The organism is Erwinia sp. V90_4, from assembly GCF_029967685.1.
Taxonomy (GTDB): Bacteria; Pseudomonadota; Gammaproteobacteria; order Enterobacterales; family Enterobacteriaceae; genus Erwinia; species Erwinia aphidicola.
The window spans coordinates 1-22226 of sequence record NZ_JASCAQ010000065.1; the positions used below are offsets into that span (position 1 = coordinate 1).

Sequence of the window (22226 nt, forward strand, 5' to 3'; positions counted from 1 at the left end):
CCGCAGGGAGCGTCTTTTGCCGTTCCGGCGTGCTCAGGCTGAGCTCAGACCGGTTTGCGGACGTTTAGCGATGGAAGTTATTTCTGGGGATACCTCAGGGGGCGACCACCGTTTTGGTCGACCCATTACACGGGATTATTTCCCGGCAGTTTCCATACCCATCAAACCAATCTTCAGATATCCCGCCTGACGCAGTTTATCCATCACGCCCATCAGCGTTGCGTAATCGACGGACTTATCGGCCTGGAAGAAAATCGTGGTGTCTTTCTTACCTTCGGTCTGTCTGGTCAGCGCATCGACCAGCGTCTCTTCGGTTACCGCATCATTGCCAATAAACAGCTGCTTGTCGGCTTTGATAGACAGATAAACCGGCTTTTCCGGGCGCGGCTGTGGCGCACTGGTGGAGGCAGGCAGATTGACGCGCACGTCAACGGTGGCAAGCGGCGCGGCGACCATAAAGATAATCAGCAGCACCAGCATAACGTCGATAAACGGCGTCACGTTGATTTCATGCATTTCACCGTTGTTATCGAGATCTTCGTTTAATCGCATTGCCATAGTGCTTAACCTACCCGCAGTTTCTGTGCGGGCTGAACGCGCGGTGCGCTGGCGGCGAGGTCAAGGTCGCGGCTCTGCAGCAGCAGAACCTGGGCGGCCAGGTCACCGAGAGAAGCTTTGTAGCTGCCAATGGTGCGGGCAAAGACGTTATAGATAACCACCGCAGGGATAGCAGCAATCAGGCCCACCGCCGTCGCCAGCAGCGCTTCCGCAATACCCGGCGCAACCACGGCGAGGTTAGTGGTCTGCGTATGAGCGATGCCGATAAAGCTGTTCATAATGCCCCACACGGTACCAAACAGACCGACGAACGGTGCGATAGCCCCGATGGTGGCAAGGAAACCGTTACCGCGACCGGCATGACGGCTGATGGCCGCGACGCGGCGCTCAAGGCGGAAACCGGTACGCTCTTTAATACCGTTGTTGTCATCAGAGCCTGCAGACAGCTCCAGCTCGTTTTCCGCTTCTTTTACCAGTAGCGTGCTCAGGCTAAAGCCTTTAAAACCGGCACAGGTCTGGCTGGCCTCTTCCAGCGAACGCACGTTGGCTAGCGCCAGCTGCTCGCGCTTAAGGCGCTTGCGTGCCGCGCTGAGTTCGATACTTTTGCTGAAGAAAATGGCCCAGGTGACAACCGATGCCAACAGGAGGCCAATCATCACCGCTTTCACCACGATGTCTGCATGCTGGTACATGCCCCAGACGGAAAGGTCCATCTGCATCAAATCATTTGTCACGCTGTGTCTCCAACGTCTAATAGCCGATAGCGGAAAAATTCAGTGCGGATCATACCAAAACAGCCGGGAATTGATAGTGGTTCTCATTACTATTTACAACTTAATGGACATTTTTTGCACATTTTTTTATCTCCCGCGCTGCGCTGTCGCAGCGATAATGAATTTTTATCACTTATCCGCAGGCTGCATACCGCGCGGCAGGCTGGCGTGTTAACGTTGAAATAGGGCAAAAAATCATACGGGTATTTCATGAGCAGCAAAAAAATTGAAACCGCGCTGATCGCGGCCGGACGCGCTAAACGCTACACGCAAGGCTCGGTTAATCCGATTATCCAGCGCGCATCTTCGCTGGTGTTTGATAGCGTGGCCGATAAAAAACGCGCCACCGCCGGGCGTGCCGACGGCGAACTATTTTACGGGCGCCGTGGCACCCTCACCCACTTCTCCCTGCAGGAGGCGCTGACCGAGCTGGAAGGCGGCGCGGGCTGTGTGCTCTATCCCTGTGGTGCAGCGGCGGTAGCCAACGCTATCCTCGCCTTTGTCTGCGCGGGGGATAACGTGCTGATGAGCGGCAGCGTGTACGAGCCGACCCAGGATTTTTGCACAAAAATTCTCAGTAAAATGAATGTCACGACCACCTGGTTCGATCACAGCGCGGGCAGCGAAATCGCCGAGCTGGTGCAGCCCAATACGCGCGTGGTGTTCCTCGAATCTCCGGCTTCGATCACCATGGAAGTGCAGGACGTTCCGGCCATTGTCGCGGCGATCCGCAGCAAAGCGCCGGATGCGATCATCATGATCGACAACACCTGGGGTGCCGGGATCCTGTTCCGCGCGCTGGACTTCGGCGTGGACATCTCGATCCAGGCCGGAACCAAATATCTGATCGGCCATTCGGATGCGATGATCGGCACCGCCGTCGCCAACGCGCGCTGCTGGGCGCAGCTGCGCGAGAATTCCTACCTGATGGGCCAGATGGTCGATGCCGACACCGCCTATATGACCAGCCGCGGCCTGCGCACGTTGGCAGTGCGCCTGCGTCAGCATGAAGAGAGCAGCATTCGCGTTGCCAACTGGCTGGCCGAACGCCCGGAAGTGGCGGTGGTCAACCACCCGGCGCTGCCACAGTGCAAAGGACATCAGTTCTGGCAGCGTGATTTCAGCGGCAGCAGCGGTCTGTTCTCCTTTGTACTGAAGGCGAAGCTGAGCCGCGAGCAGCTGGCACACTACCTCGACAACTTCAGCCATTTCAGCATGGCCTACTCGTGGGGCGGCTATGAGTCGCTGATTCTGGCGAACCAGCCGGAAGAGCTGGCGGCGATCCGTCCCGCGGGCGGCATCGATTTCAGCGGCACGCTGGTGCGCCTGCATATCGGGCTGGAAAACGTCGACGATCTGATTGACGACCTTGCTGCCGGATTTGCACGCTTAAGCCAGTCATGCCCTAAAGCTTCAACAAAGTGTTAATAGCCTCCCGGCTTCGCGCCTTTGATCAAGGTGTTGAAGCGAAATTGCAGCTACAATGGACAGCGAAATTTCAATAGCCAAAATAATTGGCGTGACGGCAAGGCGGCAAGTACGCGCATCCCCGGGAGCTTACAGAAGTCAGTCACCTGGGTGTCCGTACGCAGCTAATGCAGCTGTGGCGTCAAGTATCAAGGCTATGCAGGTTACGGGATAACTAATGGGTGTATTACACGAGATTGTTCAGGCGCTGTGGCATCAGGATTTCGCCGCGCTGGCCAATCCGGACGTGATTTGGATTGTGTACGGGATTATGTTTCTGACGCTGCTGCTGGAAAACGGCCTGCTGCCCGCGGCGTTTCTGCCCGGTGACAGCCTGCTGCTGCTGGCAGGGGCGATGATCGCCAAAGGGGCGATGGCATTTATCCCCACGCTGCTGATCCTGACTACCGCTGCCAGCCTCGGCTGCTGGTTGGGTTATCTGCAGGGGCGCTGGCTGGGCAACACCAAAATGGTTCAGGGCTGGCTTATGCACCTGCCCGCTCAGTATCACCAGCGGGCATGGAACCTGTTCAACCGCCACGGCCTGATGGCGCTACTGGTCGGCCGTTTCCTGGCTTTTGTCCGTACCATATTGCCCACCCTTGCCGGGATTGCCGGATTAAAGAACACCCGTTTCCAGCTGTTCAACTGGCTGAGCGGTCTGCTGTGGGTGCTGATTCTGGTGGGATTCGGCTATGCCATTAGCCAGGTACCGTTTATTAAACGCCATGAAGACCAGGTGATGGCCTGCCTGATGGTGCTGCCGCTGGTGATGCTCTCCATCGGTCTTATTGGCAGTATTGCGCTGGTGATGCGCAGAAAAAAAGCCCGGTGAATCCGGGCTTGTTGCTTAACCGCTCTGGCGCATGCGCGTCATCTCTTCGCCCGGCGTCACGCCAAAATAGCGCTTAAACTCGCGGGAAAACTGCGATGCGCTCTCATAACCGACCTTCATCGCCGCCACGCTGGCCTTCATCCCTTCCTGTAACATCATCATGCGCGCCTGGTGCAGGCGGTAACTTTTCAGATACTGCAACGGCGAGGTGCTGGTCACCGCCTTGAAGTTGTGGTGGAACGCGGAGACGCTCATATTCGCCTCCGCCGCCAGCAGATCCACGCTCAGGCTGTCGGTGAAATGGTGCTCGATGCGCCGCAGCGCCCTGGCTATCTGGCTGAACTGCGTCTGGCGGCTCACCAGCGCCAGCAGCGCACCGCCGCACGGCCCCTGCAGGACGTGGTAGAGAATTTCGCGCACGATCTGCGGCCCGAGCACGCGGGCATCGCGCGGGTCTTTCATCACGTCCAGCAGGCGCTCGGTGGCGCACAGCATCTCTTCCGTCAGCAGCGCCGAGTGGATGCCGCGGGTTTGCGGCTCCGGGTGGAAACCGTCGTCATCGCCAATGTCGATCAGCAGATCCTGTAGCTTCAGCGCATCAACGCGCAGCGATAGCCCGGCCAGCGGCGCTTCCGGCGTGGCAAAGGTTTCGCATTCGAACGGCAGCGGCACGGTGAGCATCAGATATTTGGTGGCGTCATAGCTGAACACGCTGCTGCCAAGGTAGCCGGTTTTCTGCCCCTGAAACAGGATGACAATAGCAGGCTGGTACATCACCGGCTGGCGCGCCCAGTGCTGGTCGGCATAGATCAGGCTGATGCCCGGCACCGGGGCAACGCGGGTTTTATCCTGCGTAACCAGCCCAATAACCTGTTGCGCCAGTCGGGCGCAGATTGCCTTACGATCCATAGAGGTTCCCGCTGCTGAAAAAACAGTGACGATATCATCGCCTGCCGCCTGCGAATTCTCCAGCCCTTTGGAGGATCAGGCAAGAAACAGGCAGAAATGTGCATTGAGCAAAGCAGCAGCACTGCTCACAATCAATCTCAGACTTTGCCGCCGCCACTCACCAGGATTATCGACATGAATAATTTTGTACTGCATACGCCGACCCGCATTCTGTTTGGCCAGGGCCAGATTGCCCATTTAGCCGCTGAGATCCCCGCTGACAGCAAAGTGCTGATCACCTTCGGCGGCGGCAGCGTGAAAAACAACGGCGTGATGGACCAGGTTTACAGCGCGCTGCAGGGTTTTGACGTGCAGGAGTTTGGCGGAATTGAGCCGAACCCGAGCTATGAAACGCTGATGCAGGCGGTGGAGGTAGTGAAGCGCGAGAAGATCACCTTCCTGCTGGCGGTCGGCGGCGGCTCGGTGCTGGACGGCACCAAGTTTATTGCCGCAGCAGCGTTCTACCCGCAGGACCCGTGGCATATTCTGCAAACCGGCGGAGCAGAGATTGAACAAGCGCTGCCGATTGGCTCAGTGCTGACCCTGCCCGCCACCGGTTCGGAGTCCAACCGCAGCGCGGTTATCACCCGCCGTGCGACCCACGACAAGCAGGCGTTTCGCAATAACCACGTCTTCCCGCGCTTTGCCGTGCTCGACCCGGTTTACACCTACAGCCTGCCGCCGCGCCAGATTGCTAACGGCGTGGTCGATGCCTTTGTGCATACCATTGAGCAGTATCTGACTTACCCGGTTGATGCCCGCGTGCAGGACCGCTTCGCCGAAGGCCTGCTGCTGACGCTGATTGAGGAAGGCCCGCGCGCGCTGGCCGAGCCGGAAAACTACAACGTGCGCGCCAACGTGATGTGGAGTGCCACCATGGCGCTTAACGGCCTGATTGGCGCCGGGGTGCCGCAGGACTGGGCCACCCATATGCTCGGCCATGAACTCACCGCGCTGCACGGGCTCGATCACGCTCAGACGCTGGCGATTGTGCTGCCGTCGCTGATGAACGTTAAGCGCGATACCAAGCGCGAGAAGCTGCTGCAGTTCGCTGAACGCATCTGGGGAATCAACGAAGGCAGCGAGGACCGGCGTATCGATGGCGCGATTGCCGCCACCCGCAGCTTCTTCGAACAGATGGGCGTGCCGACGCGCTTTAGCGATTATCAGCTCGACGGCTCCTCAATCCCGGCGCTGCTGGCAAAACTGGAAGAGAAAGGCCTGACCGCGCTGGGCGAGCGCCAGGATATCACCCTCGACGTCAGCCGCCGTATCTACCAGGATGCCTCCTAATCGCCCGGCATTCGTCTGTGATTCAACTAGACTTGATCACATCTACCGCTGCTGAGCGGCGGTAACTTGCTGAAAAGGAGATTAACATGGCCGATCAACCGATGATTAAACTGCACGATGGCAACATGATGCCGCAGCTGGGGCTGGGCGTCTGGCAGGCCACGATTGACGACGCGCGCGCCGCCGCCGTGAAAGCGCTGGAAGTGGGCTACCGCTCCATAGATACCGCCGCCATCTACAAGAACGAAGAGGGCATTGGCCAGGCGCTGAAAGAGACCGACGTGGCACGCGAGGATATTTTTGTCACCACCAAGCTGTGGAATGACGATCAGCTTAATGCCGAAAGCGCGATGGAAACCAGCCTGAAGAAACTGCAGCTGGACAGCGTCGATCTTTATCTGATGCATTGGCCCTGCCCGCAGAAAGATAACTACGTTGAAGCCTGGAAAGCGATGATCAAGCTACAGCAGCAGGGGCTGACCAAAAGCATCGGCGTCTGTAACTTCCAGGAAGCGCATCTCAAGCGCCTGCTGGATGAAACTGGCGTCAGCCCGGTCGTCAATCAGGTGGAGCTGCACCCGATGCTGCAACAGCGCACGCTGCACGCGTGGAATGCCATGCACCAGATCCAGACCGAATCATGGAGCCCGCTGGCTCAGGGTGGTAAAGGGGTGTTCGATCAGGAGGTGATTAAGCACCTGGCGAAAAAATATGGCAAGACTCCGGCGCAGATCGTCATCCGCTGGCACCTCGATAGTGGCCTGGTGGTGATCCCGAAATCGGTTACGCCATCGCGTATTGAAGAGAACTTCAAGGTGTTTGATTTCCGTCTGGAAAAACCGGAAATTAGCGAAATTGCCAAGCTAGATCAGGGCAAACGTCTGGGCCCGAACCCGGATGAATTAAATTAAAGATAGGTTGCGGGTCGGGCATGCCCGACCCCTACGAAAGACCCTATAACGTTGGATTCACCGCTAACTGCCCCGCCGTCCCACGATCCGCCATCTCCAGCGTCTGGCTGTAATAGGTGAACGGGAAATGCTCCGAGGTTGACTGCGGGAAGGAGACAAACAGCTCAACGCTGCCATCCACCCACACCGTATCTTTCCAGCCGCGATCTTCCGCCATTGGCTGCGCCCCGTTGACGTTTTTAATCAGGAACATCACGCCCTGAATATGGAACGCCTGCGGCGTGTCAGCATGGACAATCCAGCGTTCAAAGCTGCCCTGCTGCGCCTGCACGTCAGTGCGGTTCATATCCCACAGCGCGCCGTTGATACCCGGTACGGAATCGCCAAGGCGGAATTCACGGGTGCGGCTGACCGCGCCTTCAATCATCTGATCCGCCAGCAGGCGCATCGGTAAGTTATCGGTCACTAACGGCAGCAGCCCGGTGGGCCGCAGGTTGAGTATTTGCGTCGAGGTCAGAATGCTGGATGGCTCAAAGAACCCGCGCAGGCGATCCATGACGCCGGCGGCTTCCCCGGCGGTGATCGACACTTCATCCCCCTGCGACATATCCACCAGGATCTCCCGCCGCTCGCCCGGGGCCAGCGACAGCTGCTCAACCGCCACCGGCGCAGGCAGGAAGCCCTGATCGCTGGCAATCACGTTGAACGGGCGACCGTCGCTCATCCGCAGCTGATAGCGCCGGGCATTCGAAGCATTCAGCAGGCGCAGGCGCACCCAGCCGCGCGACACTTCCACATAAGCATTCTGAATACCGTTGACCAGCAGCGTATCGCCGATAAAGCCGCCGTTTTCCGGCGGGTCGTACTCCGGCGCACCAAAGTTGTCGAGACGTTTATCCTGAATAATCAGCGGGAAGTCATCGACGCCGTAGTGGTTCGGCACCGGTAAGGACTTACTCACTTCATCTTCAATCAGCCACATCCCGGCCAGCCCGTTATAGACGTGGGGTGCCATACGGTTCGGCGTGTTGGCGTGATACCAGCAGGTCGCGGCAGGCTGACGGATCGGCACCACCGGCGCCCAGTCAACGCCCGGCGACATCATGCGCGCCGCGCCGCCCATCAGGGCCCCCGGCACCTGCAGGCCGCTGACCGTCATGGCCACCGGCTCATTCAGGCGGTTGCTGTAGATCAGCTTCACGTCATCACCCGCCCAGACGCGCACCGTCGGGCCCAGGTACAGGCCGTTAACGCCCCATACCGGCACTTTGCTGTTGCCATCAAATGACCAGTGGCTGCGCTGCAGCGTCAGAAACAGCGGCTGCCCACGGCGGGATTCAATCAGCGGAGGAACAGGTAAGGGATTACCCGGCCCCGCTGCGCGGGCGCTGAAGGGTAAGGCAGAAGCGCACAGGGCAAGGCCCGATGCCTGAATAAATTGACGACGACTGAAGGACATACCCACTCCGTAAGCCAAAAAACCGACCACCGCAGTGGCCGTATTCCATTTTTTATCATTGTGCGCGGGCTGTGCTGCCGCGTCCTGTGCTGCCGTTTTTCGCGGTCAGCCTGGCCGCCAGTGCGGCCACTGCGTTAATTTATAGTTTACCTGCGGCTTCGCGCTCGGCCACTTCGGCATTTAATTCATCCAGCTTAGCCGCCATCAGCTCGCGACAGTGGGTCGCCAGCTTACGCACCGACTGGTCGGCAAAGGCTGCGGTATCCACCGGCGGCAGCATTTCGACAATCGCCAGGCCGTTTTTCAGGCGGTTGAGCTTAATTTTGCCGTGGGTGTTGGAGACCACCACCGGAATAATCGGTACGCCAGCCGCGACGGCCGCGTGGAAGGCACCGGTTTTAAACGGCAGCAGGCCGCGGCCGCGGCTGCGCGTCCCTTCGGGGAACATCCAGAATGAGATCTTCTTCTTCTTAAACTGCGCCACCAGCTCGCCGATGGTGCCGTGCGCTTTAGCGCGGTTATCACGGTCGATCAGCAGGTTACCGGTCAGCCAGTACAGCAGGCCGAAGAACGGCACCCACAGCAGGCTGGTTTTGCCCACGGTCACCGTGGTGGGCTGCACAATCGCGGCAGCGGTGATCATGTCGTAGTTATTCTGATGGTTACAGATATAAATTGCATTCGGATAGTTCTCTGCGCCCTGCGGCTTACGCAGCTCCACCTTCAGGCCAAAGACCGGCGCCAGACGGCCAAACAGGTGGCCAAAGGTTGCCACGTGGCGCGGGTTACGCGGGCTGAACAGGCAGTAAATACAGCCAAAGACACACAGCAGAATCGAGTACACCACCACGATGATGGTACGTAAAATAGCAAGCATCAAAACCTCGTCGTCACTTAAAGGCAGCGGCCCGCATGCAGGCCGCCGTCGTTACTCTTCGCTGTCATCCACCGGAGCAGCGCGCACCGGCCCTTCGATTTCTACCTTGTCGATACGCTGCAGGCCGCGCGGCAACAGGGTGCCACGGCGGCCGCGTTCGGCGCGGAATTTCTGCAAATCGGCAGCTTTCAGCGTCAGCTTGCGCTTGCCCACGTACAGCGTGATGTCGCTTTGCGGCGTCAGCAGCAGCAGCCAGGCCAGTTTGTCTTCACCCGAAGCGGCCTGCGCCGCAGGGATTGAGATAATCTTGTTGCCCTTGCCCTTCGACAGCTGCGGCAGGTCGCCCACCGGGAACATCAGCATCCGTCCGGCAGTGGTGATCGCCAGCAGCAGATCGTCATTGCTGTGGATCGCCATCGGCGTCATCACTTTGGCGTTTTCCGGCAGGCTCAGCAGCGCTTTACCGGCGCGGTTGCGCGAGACCAGATCGCTGAAGGTACAGACGAAGCCGTAACCGGCGTCGGAAGCCATCAGCAGTTTCTGATCGTCATTCTCCATCAGCACCTGCTCCACCACTGCGCCCGGCGGCGGGGTGAGTTTGCCGGTCAGCGGCTCACCCTGCCCGCGTGCCGAAGGCAGCGTGACCGGGTCGAGCGCGTAGCTGCGCCCGGTGGAGTCGATAAAGGCCACCGGCTGATTGCTCTTGCCGCGTGCGGCAGCGCGGAAGCTGTCACCGGCTTTGTAGCTCAGGCCGGTCGGGTCGATATCGTGCCCCTTGGCGCTGCGTACCCAGCCGCTCTGCGACAGCACAATCGTGACTGGCTCAGACGGCACCAGCTCATTTTCGCTGATCGCTTTCGCTTCTTCACGCTCGCGCAGCGGGGAACGACGATCGTCGCCGTAGGCATCGCTGTCGGCCTGCAGCTCTTTCTTCAGCAGGGTATTCATTTTGCGCTCGGAGGCCAGCAGCGCTTCCAGATGGGCGCGCTCTTTCTCCAGCTCATCCTGCTCACCACGAATTTTCATCTCTTCCAGCTTGGCGAGATGGCGCAGTTTCAGTTCGAGGATCGCTTCGGCCTGGGTCTCTGAAATGTCGAAGCGCGACATCAGCACCGGCTTCGGCTCATCCTCGCTACGGATGATGTGGATGACTTCATCAATATTGAGGAAGGCCACCAGCAAACCGGCAAGGATATGCAGGCGCTTGAGCACTTTTTCCAGACGATAGTTGAGGCGGCGGCGCACCGTGTCACGGCGGAACACCAGCCATTCGGAGAGGATCTCCAGCAGGTTTTTCACCGCCGGGCGGTTATCCAGGCCGATCATATTCAGGTTGATTCGGTAGCTGCGCTCCAGATCGGTGGTGGCAAACAGGTGGTTCATCACCTGATCCATGTCCACGCGGTTAGAGCGCGGCACAATTACCAGCCGCGTCGGATTCTCGTGATCGGATTCATCCCGCAGATCTTCCACCATCGGCAGCTTTTTATTGCGCATCTGCGTGGCAATCTGCTCCAGCACGCGCGCACCGGAAACCTGGTGCGGCAGCGCGGTGATCACCACGTCGCCATCCTCTTTTTTCCACACCGCGCGCATACGCACCGAGCCACGACCGCTCTGGTAGATTTTGCGGATTTCATTGCGCGGCGTGATGATTTCGGCCTCGGTCGGATAGTCCGGCCCCTGCACGATATCCAGCAGCTCATCAAGCGTGGTTTTCGGGTTATCGATAATCGTGATGGCGGCTTTCGCCACTTCGCGCAGGTTGTGCGGCGGAATATCCGTTGCCATGCCGACCGCGATGCCGGTAGTGCCGTTCAGCAGAATATTCGGCAGGCGCGCCGGCAGCATGGATGGCTCCTGCATGGTGCCATCGAAGTTCTGTACGAAGTTAACGGTACCCTGACCCAGTTCGCCCAGCAGCACTTCCGCATACTTCGACAGGCGCGATTCGGTATAACGCATCGCGGCGAAGGATTTTGGATCGTCCGGTGCCCCCCAGTTGCCCTGGCCATCGACCAGCGGATAACGGTAGGAGAACGGCTGCGCCATCAGCACCATCGCTTCATAGCAGGCGCTGTCGCCGTGCGGATGGTATTTACCCAGCACGTCACCGACGGTACGTGCCGATTTTTTAAATTTGGCGCTGTTGCTCAGGCCCAGTTCGGACATGGCGTAAATAATGCGGCGCTGAACCGGTTTCAGGCCATCGCCGATATAAGGAAGCGCACGGTCCATGATGACGTACATGGAGTACTTCAGGTACGCATCTTCGGTAAAGGTGTGCAGGGGAAGGCGCTCTGCGCCATCCTGCGTCAGGTCACTCATTGTTCTCTTTTCCTCACTTCGCGGCGCGTTAAGGGCAAGGCGCCACACAGCGGTAAGTTTGGCGAGGATAGTACCTTATCTGGTGAGGGTCTGTCACAGGGATCAGCGGTTAAGCCGTGCTGTCAGCCACAAATTGTCGCTAACGAGCGAAAAATGTAATTTATGCCCGCTATAATCATTCATGAAAATAATATGAGAACGCGATCACATTTATTCAGAAATGGATTAATGTGATCTCCCTCCCAAATAATTACCTCTTGCGGGATCGTTTTAATTTTGTCCCGCCTGACGGACAACCTTTAGTATTGTCCCCTTTCCCCGCAGCGACTAAATTCATCATCATAAGTTGGCGCCAGATAAACTCAGTCCGGCACGGTGAATGAATAAAACATGAGAATCTATTAACAATAAGACACCGCCGAACGGGCAAAAAAGGGTGATATGATGCAAATACTTAGCTCCCGACAAAACAAATTACTTAAGTACCTGCTGCAACATCAGGAGTATGTTCCGGTTAAAAATATCGCCCAGCTGCTGGCGGTATCGGAAAAGACGGTCCACCGCGATATCCAGTTTATCGAAGAGATGCTGGCCGAGTGGAATATCGCCAGCGATAAAAAAATTGGCAGCGGCATTATGCTGCTGGTCGACGACAGCCAGCGCCTGATGCTGCTGGAGCAGCTCATCACCCCGGAAGACGGCGGCGCTGAAGCGCTGGCAAACAATTCGCGCCGGGTGAAAATTGCTTCGCAGCTGCTGAGCGATACGCCGCGCGAAACCTCCATCAGTAAACTGTCCGAACGTTACTTCATCAGTAGCGCCTCGATCGTCAATGACCTGAAGATGATTGAGAGCTGGATTGCCCCGCTCGGCCTGACGCTGGTGCGCAGCCAGAGCGGGACGCATATTGAGGGCAGCGAAAATCATATCCGCCAGGCGATGGCCACGCTGATTAACGATGTGATGAACTATCAGGAGCCGGGCAGCGTCAATCATTCCCGCCTCGACCCCGGCAGCTATAAAGCCCTGACGCACTATTTCGGCGAGGAGGAGGTGCTGTATGTGCAGCAGATCCTGCAGCAGATGGAGCAGCAGCTGGGCTACCCGCTGGGTGAACCTTATTACATCAATCTGTTTACCCATATTTTAATTATGATGCACCGCATGTCTTTAGGTAACCCGCTTATTCTCAATGAAGAGAATATTAATCAGCAGCCGGATGAGGCTATTTTTAATATCGCGCAGCAGATGGTTAATCACATCGAACGGCGTATTGGTAATATCCTGCCACGCGATGAAGTGTGGTTTGTTTATCAATATATTATTTCCTCCGGCATTGTCATTGAGGAGAGTGAAAATAATCCGCCACTGTACTGCCAGCTATCCAACAGTGAATCACGCCGTTTAACGCTGGATTTAATCGCCACTTTTTCCAAGGTAATTAATATTGACCTGCGCGATGACCGCCTGTTGCACGAAGGATTACTGGTGCACATTAAGCCGCTGCTGAACCGCCTGAAATATCACATCCGCATTCGTAATCCGCTGCTGGAAGATATTAAACAGGAGCTGGCGGATATCTATCAGCTGACGGGCCACGCCATTCATCGCGTTTGCCAGCGCTTCCAGCTGGCTGACATTGCCGACGATGAAGTGGGCTATCTGACGGTGCATTTTCAGGCCGCGCTGGAGCGGCAAATTGCCCACAAGCGCATCCTGGTGGTGTGCTCCAGCGGCGTCGGCACCTCACACCTGTTGAAAAGCCGCATTCTGCGCGCTTTCCCCGACTGGACGATCGTTGGCGTGGTCTCCGCCAGCACCGTGACGCAGCACTGCCAGCAGCAGGATATTGAGCTGGTGATCTCTACCGTTCATCTGGCCGAGCTGCCGCTGCCGGTGGTGTATGTTTCGGCCTTTTTTAACGATGACGATATCAAGCGCGTCACCGAAAGAGTTATCGCCAGCAAACTGCTGCTGGCTTCCGATCGCATCAAGGCTTGTGAACACGCCTTTTCATAACGTTTTTAAAGAGGTTTGCCGATGGATATTAATAAGATTCTCAGCGCCCGGCGCGTCAAGTTAGACATGAACGCCCGCAGTAAAGATGAAGCGATCCGTGAACTGACCGACCTGCTGTATGCGGATGGCGCCCTGACCTCAAAAGAGGATTTTATTCACGACGTCTATTTACGTGAAGCAGAGGGCTCCACCGGCTTTGAAAATCATATCGCCATTCCACACGGCAAATCGCTGGCGGTGAAGCAGACCACCCTGGCTATCGGCCGCACCCGCGCCGATATTCCGTGGGAAACGCTGGACGGCAGCGAAGTGCGCTGCATTATTTTGTTCGCGGTACGCATGGAGGATCAAAACACCACGCATATTCGCCTGCTGTCTCAGGTGGCCTGCGCGCTGGCCGATGATGAGGTGATTGCCCAACTGTTACAGGAGCAGGATGCCGACAGCATTATCCAACTGTTCAGCCAGTACGCGGAAACAGACCTCTGTTAATAAGAAGCGAGGCACATCATGAAAATCGTTTGTGTGGCCGCCTGCACCGCAGGCATCGCGCATACCTACATCGCGCGTGAAAAACTGATTAAGGGCGCGAAAGCGCTCAACTTCGACATCCTGGTGGAGACCCAGGGCACCATCGGCACCGAGCATGCCCTGAGCGCAGCGGATATCGCCGCCGCTGACGTGGTGATCCTCGCGGTGGATATCAAAATCAACGGCGAGGAGCGTTTCAAAGGCAAGCCGGTGGTACGGGTCAAAACCGATATCGTGATCAAGTCCCCGGTGAAATTCCTGGAAAAAGTGGCCGGCTCGTTAGAGCGCGCCTGAACCGTCATTCGGGGAAATCACTATGCGTACGCAAACCAGCAACATAGGACAAGAGATAAAGGGGCATCTGCTGACCGGCATCTCGTGGATGATCCCGCTGATCGTCGCCGCCGGGATCTGTATTGCGCTTGGCCAGGTGATCGGCGGGCCGGACGTGGGGAAACACCCGGGGACTATCGCCTGGATGCTGAATCAAATTGGCGGCTGGGGGATGGGGCTGATCGTGCCGCTGATCGCGGCTGCCATTGCCTGGTCGATTGCCGACCGCCCCGGCTTTGCGCCGGGACTGATCGTCGGCTTTATCTGTGGACAGATCGGCACCGGGTTTATCGGCGGCATCCTCGGCGGATTTCTGGTCGGTTACACCGTGCTGCTGCTGCGGCGCACCATCAAACTGCCTGCTTCGATGCAGGGGCTGATGCCGGTGATGATCCTGCCGGTACTCAGCACCATTATCGCCGGGCTGCTGATGATGACCTTGATTGGCCAGCCGATCGCCTGGCTGCAGAAAGCGCTGTACCACCTGCTGGAGTCGATGCAGGGCGGTTCCCGCTTCCTGATGGGGGCTATCCTCGGCGCAATGGCCACCTTCGACTTCGGCGGGCCGGTAAACAAAACCATGTCGCTCTTCGCTGACGGCATGCTGGTCGACGGCATTTACGGGCCGGAAGCGGTGAAGTTTGTCGGCTCAATGATCCCGCCGTTTGGCATCACCCTCTCCTTCCTGCTGACGCGCAATAAGTACACCCGGGCAGAGAAAGAGGCGCTGAAGGCGGCGTTCCCGATGGGCATCTGCCTGATCACCGAAGGGGTGATCCCGATTGCCGCCCGCGACCTGTTCCGAGTGGTCGGCAGCTGCGTCGTTGCCTCGGCCATCGCTGGCGGGCTGATCATGGTCTGGGGCGTGGAGGCACCGGTACCGCACGGCGGAATGTTTGTGGTGCCGCTGTTCACCAAACCCGCGCTGTTCTGCCTGGCGCTGGGCATCGGCACGGTCATCTGCGGCGTGATGCTGTCGCTGCTGAAGAAGCCGGTGACGGCGGCGGATGAAGAGTTCGACGACGTGGACGACGCCAGCGTGCGCGACGAAGACATTAAATTTACCCTGGAATGAAGTGGGGCTGGAGCCTCTCTGCGGCTCCCGCTCTGCCCGTAAAGCGTCACCGTTAATTTTTCCGTTCGCCCTGCATTCCGTCAGTGACCCGTCACTGGTGCAGGAAAGTCTTGCCTGAAATCTGACCCTGAGGAAATAGACCATGTTGATGTCAATGCACGAACTGTTAAAACCCACCCGTGAAAACCGCTTCGCCATTGGGGCGTTTAACGTCGCCGACAGCTGCTTTATCCGCGCGGTGGTTGAGCAGGCCGAAGCCAGCAACAGCCCGGCGATTATCTCCATCCACCCCAGCGAGCTGGAGTTCGTGACCGATGAGTTCTTTGGCTACGTGCGCGAGCGCACGCTGCGCAGCCGCATCCCGTTTGTTATCCATCTCGACCACGGCGCGTCGGTTGAGCACGTGCAGCGCGCCATTCGGTGCGGCTTTACCTCGGTGATGATCGACGGGTCGCTGCTGCCGTATGAAGAGAACGTGGCGCTGACGCAGGAGGTGGTAAAGCTGGCGCACGCGGTGGGGATCTCGGTGGAGGGCGAGCTGGGCACCATTGGCGATACCGGCACCTCGGTAGAGGGGGGCGTGAGTAAAGTGATCTACACCGATCCGGCACAGGCGGAGGATTTTGTCGCGCGCACCGGCGTCGATACGCTGGCGGTGGCCATTGGTACCGCGCACGGCATCTATCCGAAGGATCTCAAGCCGGAATTGCAGATGCATATTCTGCGCGATATCTCGCAGCGCGTGACGATCCCGCTGGTGCTGCACGGCGGCTCGGCGAACCCGGATGCGGAGATCGCCGAATCGGTGACGCTCGGCGTTGGCAAGATCAACATCTCCAGCGATATGAAGTATGCCTACTTTGCCAAAGCGCGTGAGATCTTAAGCCTTGAGGCGTGGTGGGATCCGAACGTGATCTATCCGCAGCCGATCCAGGCGGCAAAAGAGGTGATCGCCTACAAGATGTCGCTGTTTGGCTCGACCGGGAAAGCGGATCTGTATCGTTAACCGGGAAGTGAATCCAGGGTCGGGCATGCCCGACCCTGTCAGGTTATTTGGCAGCTAACCACTGCCCGACAACCTGCTGATACTCACCGGTGGCTTTGCTGAGGTGCAGCCACTGGTCAACGTACATCTTCCAGCTGATATCATCACGCGGCAGCATCCACGCCTTCTCGCCGTACTGCAGCGGCTTATCCGGGTTGATCGCGCACAGCTGCGGAAAACGCTTCTGCTGGTACAGCGCTTCCGACGCATCGGTGATCATCACATCGGCTTTCTTATCCACCAGCTGCTGGAAAATCGTCACGTTGTCATGGAATAACGTCAGATTTGCCTGCGGCAGATACGCATGAACAAAGGCCTCATTGGTGCCGCCCGCCGGTTCGATCAGGCGCACCGACGCTTTGTTCATCTGCTCAACGGTGCGGTATTTCTTTTTATCGGCGCAGCGCACCAGCGGGATTTTGCCGTCGGTGTCCAGCGGGTTAGCAAACCATGCCGTCTGCTGGCGCTTCAGCGTCACTGATACGCCGCCCAGCGCCACGTCACACTGCTTGGCGATAAAATCGGGGGTCATGGTTTTCCAGCTGGTCGGCACCCACTTCACTTCCGCACCGAGGCTTTTCGCCAGCGACTGCGCCAGTGAGATATCAATGCCTTCGTAACTGCCGTCCGGGCGCAGGTAGGTGTAAGGCTTATAATCCCCGGTAGTACACACGGTTAAGGTCTTGCTTTGCATCACGCGGTCGAGGCGCGATTGGGCGCTGGCACTACCTGCCACTAGCATCAGGGCGATGACCACCCCGGATTTCATCATCATGCTTTTTCTCTCATTATTGTTATCACTGTCGGTCCTGTTCCCTGCATTGTTGCTTAAAACGCAAGAGTATTGTGATTGATACCACATTTTTCCCGGCGCTGTCCTCCGGTAGACTCACAGAAATTGCACACAGCTGAGAGAAATTCATGAGCCAGATTTTAATTATTGATGCCGGTAAAGCCTTCGCCCACTCCAAAGGCGAGTTAAACCACACCCTGACCAACGTTGCCGCCAGCTTCCTGCGCGATGCCGGTCACCAGGTCGATGTCACCGTGGTCGACGACGGGTATGTGGTCGCGGACGAAATTGAAAAATACCTCGCCGCCGATACACTCATTTACCAGATGCCGGGCTGGTGGATGGGCGAACCGTGGACGCTGAAAAAATACATCGACGAAGTGTTTACCGAAGGTCACGGCAAACTGTACGCCAGCGACGGCCGGACCCGCTCCGACGCGGCGAAAAAATATGGTTCAGGCGGCCTGCTGCAGGGTAAAAACTATATGCTCTCCCTCACCTGGAATGCACCGCTACAGGCGTTTACCGACCCTGAGCAGTTCTTTGAGGGCGTCGGCGTCGACGGCCTGTATCTGCACTTCCACAAAGCCAACCAGTTCCTTGGCATGGACGGTCTGCCGACCTTTATCTGTAACGATGTGATCAAACAGCCGGATATTGCCGGGGATATCGCACGCTATCGGACTCATCTGAGCGAAATTTTTGCTTAACTGGTAGTTCGCCCATTCGAGTAAGAAGGAAAACAGTATGCTGACCGTGATTGCGGAAATTTGTATCAAGCCAGGCCGCCGTACTGCTGTTCTGCAGGCGATAGAGACGTTAACGCCAACCGTGCTGGCTGAAGAGGGCTGCGGCAGCTATCAGACGCTGATCGACCACAAAGCCCAGGTGCCGTGGAAGCAGCATTCGCCGGAGTCGATCTTTATGGTTGAGCACTGGGAGTCGCTGCGCCACCTTGAGCAGCACCAGCAGGCCGACCATATGGAACGCCACCGCACGGCGATTAAGCATGATGTGGTTGATGTGAAGATTTTCGTCTTAGAGCCGGCGTTTTAAACCTTCGCATCAGGTAGGGGCCGACCTTCTTTTCCGGTCGGCCCTTGAACGTCCTATAACAGCGTTTTGCTGGCGAACTGTTCGCTGAGGTAGTCCAGAAAACAGCTGATGCGCGTCGACAGCGTGCTGTTGCGGTAGTAAACCGCATGGATGGGATGGCGCATCTCGTGCGTTTCCGCATCCAGCACCGGGATTAACCGGCCTTCAGCCAGATCCTCGCGGCTGAGAAAATCAGAAATACGCGCAATCCCCATGCCGTTGACCGCCAGCTGGCGCAGCGTTTCGCCACTGGAGGCAAACACCGTCGGTTTGATCTGCAAAAACACCCCTTCCGAACGCCACACCGGCCAGACGTTGTGCTGATCGAGATTGCTAAAGCCCAGCAGCTGATGATTCTCCACCATATCTGCCACGCTGTGCGGCGTACCGTGGCGGGCAAGATAGTCCGGGCTGGCCATCAGCCGCAGCTTACTGCTGCCGAGCGCGCGCGCGTGCATGGTGGAGTCGCGCAGGTCGCCGATGCGGATAGCGATATCGGTCTGCTGCTCCAGCAGGTCGATCACCACCTCATCAGTATTTAACTCCAGCTGGATCAGCGGGTAGCGGCGTGAAAAATCCGCCATCAGCGGCACAATCACATGCAGCATAAACGGCGTGGCGGCATTGACGCGCAGGCGCCCGGAAGGGATTTCTCGCCGCTGGGCGATCTGCTCTTCGGCGGTCTCTACCGAACGAATAATCTGGCGGGCGTGCTCCAGGAAGATCTGCCCTTCCTCAGTCAGCGCAATACGGCGGGTGGTGCGGTGCAGCAGCGTGGTCTGCAGCTTGCTCTCCAGGCGACTCAGCGCACGGCTGATGCCGGAGGTGGTCTGGTTTAGCTGGTCTGCAGCAGCGGTGATCGAACCGGTGTCGACCACCACCACCCACGCGCGTAACTCTTCAAGGGTGATTTTCACGAGAGGGCCTTGTGGTTAGAAGAGCGCACCCAACTGGATGCGAATGGCGTATCAATTCTAACAGAAGTTGATAAAAAACATGCCGTTTTAGCCCGCCTGCGGCCGCAGGTCTGTTTTGCCAGACTCAATATCATCCTTCATTTTTTCATTAAGGTTAATTTAATCATTCCTTGTCACAATCGCTAGCATCAGCCAGAAGAACAAAATTAACGGGAAAACCCTCATGAATAAAGCTATCAGGATCTCGCTACCGCACGCAGACGCGCCATTTTTTCGCGGCCTGCATATTCTCGTTGCGCTGATGATCCTTGCGCAGATTATTAATTCTAACTTTACTGAACGGGAAGCGCTGGATGAGCAAGGCCTGACGAGCATTATCACCTGGATACATGTTATTTCCGGCTTCTCTCTTATTATGTTGGGCGCCCTCATGCTGGGCTGGATGTTAGCGCAGCGCGGTGCGCGCTATTATTTTTCCTGGTTACATTTTGATGTTAGCGGCATTGCGCAGGATATCGCCACGCTGAAGCGCCTGCGTCTGCCTGAAGCCCATTCAGGGGGCATCGCCGCCACCATTCAGGGGCTGGGGGTGCTCTCACTGCTGGCCGTTGCCCTTTCCGGGGGGATCTGGTTTCTATTGAATGCTGCGCAAAACCCGCTGGCACATAGCGTGATGCACTGGCATAAAAATCTGACAACGTTTATTGAAATCTATTTTTTTGCACATGGAGCCATGGGATTACTTCATATTTTCCTTAACAGTAAGCGGTTTCAACGCTGAAGTTTAAAAAAAAAATTAATACATTCAGCTTTCAATGCAACTTAACTTATAAAAGAGAAAATGAAGCAATCCTGTGGAAGTACACGCTTTCTGTCGCCTGAAGTGGTGTAATGGCGGCCAGGAAAATAACGCCACCAGCATTTTAATTGACGATATTCAGCGCAATCTGCCGAGGCTGGCCGGCGAATAATAAAAACTCAGCCCGAAGGGGGGTTCCCACTTCGGGCTGGCTGTTAATGCGGCTACGAAGCGTTAAACCTCGATTTCCGCCGTATCGCCTTTCTCCTGCAGCCAGTTGCGGCGATCTTCGGAGCGCTTTTTCGCCAGCAGCATATCCATCACTGCCAGGGTCTGCGCCACGTCCTCTTCGCTGATGGTCAGCTGCACCAGGCGGCGGGTATTGGGGTCGAGAGTGGTTTCACGCAGCTGCAGCGGGTTCATTTCGCCCAGCCCTTTAAAGCGCTGTACGTTAGGTTTGCCCTTCTTGCGCTTCAGCTGCTCCAGCACGCCCTCTTTCTCTTCCTCATCCAGCGCGTAATAGACCTCTTTGCCCAGGTCAATACGGTAGAGCGGCGGCATGGCAACATAGACGTGGCCGTTCTGCACCAGGGTACGGAAGTGACGCACGAACAGCGCGCACAGCAGGGTCGCAATGTGCAGACCGTCGGAGTCCGCATCCGCAAGGATACAGATCTTACCGTAGCGCAGCTGGCTGAGATCTTCGCTATCGGGATCGATACCGATCGCCACCGAGATGTCGTGCACCTCCTGCGACGCCAGCACTTCATCCGAAGAGACTTCCCAGGTGTTCAGGATCTTACCCTTGAGCGGCATGATCGCCTGATACTCACGATCGCGCGCCTGCTTGGCCGATCCGCCCGCCGAGTCCCCTTCCACCAGGAACAGTTCGGTACGGCTGAGATCCTGCGCGGTACAGTCCGCCAGCTTGCCCGGCAGCGCCGGACCGCTGGTGAGCTTTTTACGCACCACTTTCTTGGCGGCACGCATGCGGCGCTGAGCGCTGGAAATGGCCAGCTCGGCCAGCATTTCTGCCGCCTGCACGTTCTGGTTCAGCCACAGGCTGAAGGCATCTTTCACCACGCCGGAAACAAAGGCGGCGCACTGGCGCGAAGAGAGGCGCTCTTTGGTCTGCCCGGCAAACTGCGGATCCTGCATTTTGACCGACAGCACGTAGGCGCAGCGATCCCAGATATCTTCCGCCGACAGCTTCACGCCGCGCGGCAGGATATTGCGGAACTCGCAGAACTCGCGCATCGCATCCAGCAGGCCCTGACGCAGACCGTTAACGTGCGTGCCGCCCTGCATGGTCGGGATCAGGTTAACGTAGCTTTCGGTGAGCAACTCACCGCCTTCCGGCAGCCACAGCAGCGCCCAGTCCACCGCTTCCACATCTCCGGCGTAAGCACCGACAAAGGCTTTTTCCGGCAGCGTTGGCAGGCCGTTAACCGCCTCCATCAGGTAGTCGGTCAGACCATCGGCGTAGCACCAGCTCTGTTCGGTATTGTTCAACTTGTCTTTAAAGACAATTTCTACGCCCGGGCAGAGTACCGCTTTGGCTTTCAGCAAGTGGCTGAGGCGCGAAACCGAGAAGCGCGGGCTGTCGAAGAAGGATTCATCAGGCCAGAACTGCACGCGGGTGCCGGTGTTGCGTTTACCGACGGTGCCGGTTACCACCAGGTCCTGAACCTTATCGCCGTTCTCAAACGCCATTTCGTAGATTTCGCCATTACGGCGTACGGTCACTTCCACGCGTTTGGAGAGGGCGTTAACCACCGAGATCCCCACGCCGTGCAGGCCGCCGGAGAACTGGTAGTTTTTGTTGGAGAATTTGCCCCCGGCATGCAGGCGGCAGAAAATCAGCTCAACGGCCGGCACGCCCTCTTCAGGGTGGATATCCACCGGCATGCCGCGCCCGTCGTCGATAACTTCCAGCGACTGATCGGCGTGCAAAATCACTTCCACGCGCTTGGCGTGACCGGCCAGCGCTTCATCCACGCTGTTGTCGATCACTTCCTGACCTAAATGGTTAGGGCGCACGGTATCGGTGTACATGCCCGGGCGGCGACGCACGGGTTCAAGGCCGCTGAGAACCTCAATGGAATCAGCGTTATAGCTGGATTGAGTCATCGTTACAATCTGATTGATAATGGCTAAAAATGCGTGTCCA

General features: G+C 57.4%; 21 protein-coding genes. 12 read left to right on the top strand and 9 right to left on the bottom strand.

Going from position 1 to position 22226, the window contains the following annotated elements; all coding sequences use genetic code 11:
- Positions 1 to 135 precede the first annotated feature (135 nt).
- Both exbD and exbB read right to left on the bottom strand, forming a co-directional pair.
- On the bottom strand, positions 136 to 558 hold the full coding sequence (exbD, locus tag QLG07_RS20180; RefSeq protein WP_282470038.1) for a TonB system transport protein ExbD: 423 nt from the start codon (positions 556 to 558) through the stop codon (positions 136 to 138).
- 5 nt (positions 559 to 563) lie between these two features.
- Positions 564 to 1292: a tol-pal system-associated acyl-CoA thioesterase gene (gene exbB / locus QLG07_RS20185; protein WP_099753684.1), complete on the bottom strand. Its 729-nt coding sequence runs from the start codon at positions 1290 to 1292 to the stop codon at positions 564 to 566.
- A gap of 249 nt (positions 1293 to 1541) precedes the next feature.
- Between exbB and metC the strand changes: the two genes are divergently transcribed.
- Positions 1542 to 2759 carry a cystathionine beta-lyase gene (metC, locus tag QLG07_RS20190; RefSeq protein WP_048914603.1) on the top strand — a complete coding sequence of 406 codons (1218 nt, stop codon included), beginning with the start codon at positions 1542 to 1544 and terminating at the stop codon, positions 2757 to 2759.
- Positions 2760 to 2976: 217 nt separating this feature from the next.
- Complete coding sequence (locus tag QLG07_RS20195; RefSeq protein ID WP_048914602.1) at positions 2977 to 3633, top strand: DedA family protein; 657 nt, start codon at positions 2977 to 2979, stop codon at positions 3631 to 3633.
- 15 nt (positions 3634 to 3648) lie between these two features.
- On the opposite strand, the gene QLG07_RS20200 is transcribed toward QLG07_RS20195, so the two are convergent.
- Positions 3649 to 4542 (bottom strand): AraC family transcriptional regulator, encoded by an 894-nt coding sequence (locus QLG07_RS20200; protein ID WP_048914601.1) that lies wholly within the window; start codon positions 4540 to 4542, stop codon positions 3649 to 3651.
- 174 nt (positions 4543 to 4716) lie between these two features.
- Between QLG07_RS20200 and yqhD the strand changes: the two genes are divergently transcribed.
- Together yqhD and dkgA are read left to right on the top strand one after the other, a co-directional pair.
- Complete coding sequence (gene yqhD, locus QLG07_RS20205; RefSeq protein ID WP_282470039.1) at positions 4717 to 5874, top strand: alcohol dehydrogenase; 1158 nt, start codon at positions 4717 to 4719, stop codon at positions 5872 to 5874.
- Positions 5875 to 5960: 86 nt separating this feature from the next.
- Positions 5961 to 6785: a 2,5-didehydrogluconate reductase DkgA gene (gene dkgA, locus QLG07_RS20210; RefSeq protein ID WP_048914599.1), complete on the top strand. Its 825-nt coding sequence runs from the start codon at positions 5961 to 5963 to the stop codon at positions 6783 to 6785.
- A 43-nt stretch (positions 6786 to 6828) separates the two neighbouring features.
- On the opposite strand, the gene ftsP is transcribed toward dkgA, so the two are convergent.
- The 3 genes from ftsP to parC form a co-directional block, all read right to left on the bottom strand.
- Positions 6829 to 8244, bottom strand: a complete 1416-nt coding sequence (ftsP, locus tag QLG07_RS20215; protein WP_048914598.1) for a cell division protein FtsP — start codon at positions 8242 to 8244, stop codon at positions 6829 to 6831.
- A 139-nt stretch (positions 8245 to 8383) separates the two neighbouring features.
- Positions 8384 to 9121, bottom strand: coding sequence for a 1-acylglycerol-3-phosphate O-acyltransferase (locus QLG07_RS20220; protein WP_048914597.1), 738 nt, complete (start codon positions 9119 to 9121; stop codon positions 8384 to 8386).
- 51 nt (positions 9122 to 9172) lie between these two features.
- On the bottom strand, positions 9173 to 11449 hold the full coding sequence (parC, locus tag QLG07_RS20225; RefSeq protein ID WP_048914596.1) for a DNA topoisomerase IV subunit A: 2277 nt from the start codon (positions 11447 to 11449) through the stop codon (positions 9173 to 9175).
- Positions 11450 to 11893: 444 nt separating this feature from the next.
- Here parC and QLG07_RS20230 point away from each other — a divergent pair, with 444 nt between their 5' ends.
- From QLG07_RS20230 to QLG07_RS20250, 5 genes are all read left to right on the top strand, one after another.
- Positions 11894 to 13468 carry a transcription antiterminator gene (locus QLG07_RS20230; protein WP_253539457.1) on the top strand — a complete coding sequence of 525 codons (1575 nt, stop codon included), beginning with the start codon at positions 11894 to 11896 and terminating at the stop codon, positions 13466 to 13468.
- Positions 13469 to 13489: 21 nt separating this feature from the next.
- A complete protein-coding gene (locus tag QLG07_RS20235; RefSeq protein ID WP_048914594.1) occupies positions 13490 to 13960 on the top strand; it encodes a fructose PTS transporter subunit IIA in 471 nt (156 codons plus the stop codon).
- A gap of 18 nt (positions 13961 to 13978) precedes the next feature.
- The gene (locus QLG07_RS20240; protein ID WP_048914593.1) at positions 13979 to 14293 is read left to right on the top strand and encodes a fructose PTS transporter subunit IIB; all 315 of its coding nucleotides are present in this window, start codon (positions 13979 to 13981) and stop codon (positions 14291 to 14293) included.
- 22 nt (positions 14294 to 14315) lie between these two features.
- Positions 14316 to 15407 (top strand): PTS fructose transporter subunit IIC, encoded by a 1092-nt coding sequence (locus QLG07_RS20245; RefSeq protein WP_048914592.1) that lies wholly within the window; start codon positions 14316 to 14318, stop codon positions 15405 to 15407.
- 142 nt (positions 15408 to 15549) lie between these two features.
- Positions 15550 to 16413, top strand: a complete 864-nt coding sequence (locus QLG07_RS20250) for a ketose-bisphosphate aldolase (RefSeq protein ID WP_187498161.1) — start codon at positions 15550 to 15552, stop codon at positions 16411 to 16413.
- A gap of 43 nt (positions 16414 to 16456) precedes the next feature.
- On the opposite strand, the gene QLG07_RS20255 is transcribed toward QLG07_RS20250, so the two are convergent.
- The gene (locus tag QLG07_RS20255; RefSeq protein ID WP_048914616.1) at positions 16457 to 17221 is read right to left on the bottom strand and encodes a transporter substrate-binding domain-containing protein; all 765 of its coding nucleotides are present in this window, start codon (positions 17219 to 17221) and stop codon (positions 16457 to 16459) included.
- 152 nt (positions 17222 to 17373) lie between these two features.
- Here QLG07_RS20255 and QLG07_RS20260 point away from each other — a divergent pair, with 152 nt between their 5' ends.
- Both QLG07_RS20260 and QLG07_RS20265 read left to right on the top strand, forming a co-directional pair.
- The gene (locus QLG07_RS20260) at positions 17374 to 17955 is read left to right on the top strand and encodes an NAD(P)H-dependent oxidoreductase (protein WP_187498162.1); all 582 of its coding nucleotides are present in this window, start codon (positions 17374 to 17376) and stop codon (positions 17953 to 17955) included.
- Between the two features lie 37 nt (positions 17956 to 17992).
- On the top strand, positions 17993 to 18301 hold the full coding sequence (locus QLG07_RS20265; protein WP_048914589.1) for an antibiotic biosynthesis monooxygenase: 309 nt from the start codon (positions 17993 to 17995) through the stop codon (positions 18299 to 18301).
- 53 nt (positions 18302 to 18354) lie between these two features.
- On the opposite strand, the gene QLG07_RS20270 is transcribed toward QLG07_RS20265, so the two are convergent.
- Complete coding sequence (locus QLG07_RS20270) at positions 18355 to 19257, bottom strand: LysR family transcriptional regulator (RefSeq protein ID WP_282470040.1); 903 nt, start codon at positions 19255 to 19257, stop codon at positions 18355 to 18357.
- Between the two features lie 223 nt (positions 19258 to 19480).
- Here QLG07_RS20270 and QLG07_RS20275 point away from each other — a divergent pair, with 223 nt between their 5' ends.
- A complete protein-coding gene (locus QLG07_RS20275) occupies positions 19481 to 20038 on the top strand; it encodes a cytochrome b/b6 domain-containing protein (protein ID WP_282470041.1) in 558 nt (185 codons plus the stop codon).
- 252 nt (positions 20039 to 20290) lie between these two features.
- Here the strand turns inward: QLG07_RS20275 and parE are convergent, their stop codons facing one another.
- On the bottom strand, positions 20291 to 22186 hold the full coding sequence (gene parE / locus QLG07_RS20280; RefSeq protein ID WP_048914586.1) for a DNA topoisomerase IV subunit B: 1896 nt from the start codon (positions 22184 to 22186) through the stop codon (positions 20291 to 20293).
- Positions 22187 to 22226 lie beyond the last annotated feature (40 nt).

Excerpts from the sequence above, each read along its gene's own strand:
- exbD (WP_282470038.1), bottom strand. The coding sequence starts at position 558 with ATGGCAATGCGATTAAACGAAGATCTCGATAACAACGGTGAAATGCAT.
- metC (WP_048914603.1), top strand. The coding sequence starts at position 1,542 with ATGAGCAGCAAAAAAATTGAAACCGCGCTGATCGCGGCCGGACGCGCT.
- QLG07_RS20195 (WP_048914602.1), top strand. The coding sequence starts at position 2,977 with ATGGGTGTATTACACGAGATTGTTCAGGCGCTGTGGCATCAGGATTTC.
- QLG07_RS20200 (WP_048914601.1), bottom strand. The coding sequence starts at position 4,542 with ATGGATCGTAAGGCAATCTGCGCCCGACTGGCGCAACAGGTTATTGGG.
- yqhD (WP_282470039.1), top strand. The coding sequence starts at position 4,717 with ATGAATAATTTTGTACTGCATACGCCGACCCGCATTCTGTTTGGCCAG.
- dkgA (WP_048914599.1), top strand. The coding sequence starts at position 5,961 with ATGGCCGATCAACCGATGATTAAACTGCACGATGGCAACATGATGCCG.
- ftsP (WP_048914598.1), bottom strand. The coding sequence starts at position 8,244 with ATGTCCTTCAGTCGTCGTCAATTTATTCAGGCATCGGGCCTTGCCCTG.
- QLG07_RS20220 (WP_048914597.1), bottom strand. The coding sequence starts at position 9,121 with ATGCTTGCTATTTTACGTACCATCATCGTGGTGGTGTACTCGATTCTG.
- parC (WP_048914596.1), bottom strand. The coding sequence starts at position 11,449 with ATGAGTGACCTGACGCAGGATGGCGCAGAGCGCCTTCCCCTGCACACC.
- QLG07_RS20230 (WP_253539457.1), top strand. The coding sequence starts at position 11,894 with ATGCAAATACTTAGCTCCCGACAAAACAAATTACTTAAGTACCTGCTG.
- QLG07_RS20235 (WP_048914594.1), top strand. The coding sequence starts at position 13,490 with ATGGATATTAATAAGATTCTCAGCGCCCGGCGCGTCAAGTTAGACATG.
- QLG07_RS20240 (WP_048914593.1), top strand. The coding sequence starts at position 13,979 with ATGAAAATCGTTTGTGTGGCCGCCTGCACCGCAGGCATCGCGCATACC.
- QLG07_RS20245 (WP_048914592.1), top strand. The coding sequence starts at position 14,316 with ATGCGTACGCAAACCAGCAACATAGGACAAGAGATAAAGGGGCATCTG.
- QLG07_RS20250 (WP_187498161.1), top strand. The coding sequence starts at position 15,550 with ATGTTGATGTCAATGCACGAACTGTTAAAACCCACCCGTGAAAACCGC.
- QLG07_RS20255 (WP_048914616.1), bottom strand. The coding sequence starts at position 17,221 with ATGAAATCCGGGGTGGTCATCGCCCTGATGCTAGTGGCAGGTAGTGCC.
- QLG07_RS20260 (WP_187498162.1), top strand. The coding sequence starts at position 17,374 with ATGAGCCAGATTTTAATTATTGATGCCGGTAAAGCCTTCGCCCACTCC.
- QLG07_RS20265 (WP_048914589.1), top strand. The coding sequence starts at position 17,993 with ATGCTGACCGTGATTGCGGAAATTTGTATCAAGCCAGGCCGCCGTACT.
- QLG07_RS20275 (WP_282470041.1), top strand. The coding sequence starts at position 19,481 with ATGAATAAAGCTATCAGGATCTCGCTACCGCACGCAGACGCGCCATTT.
- parE (WP_048914586.1), bottom strand. The coding sequence starts at position 22,186 with ATGACTCAATCCAGCTATAACGCTGATTCCATTGAGGTTCTCAGCGGC.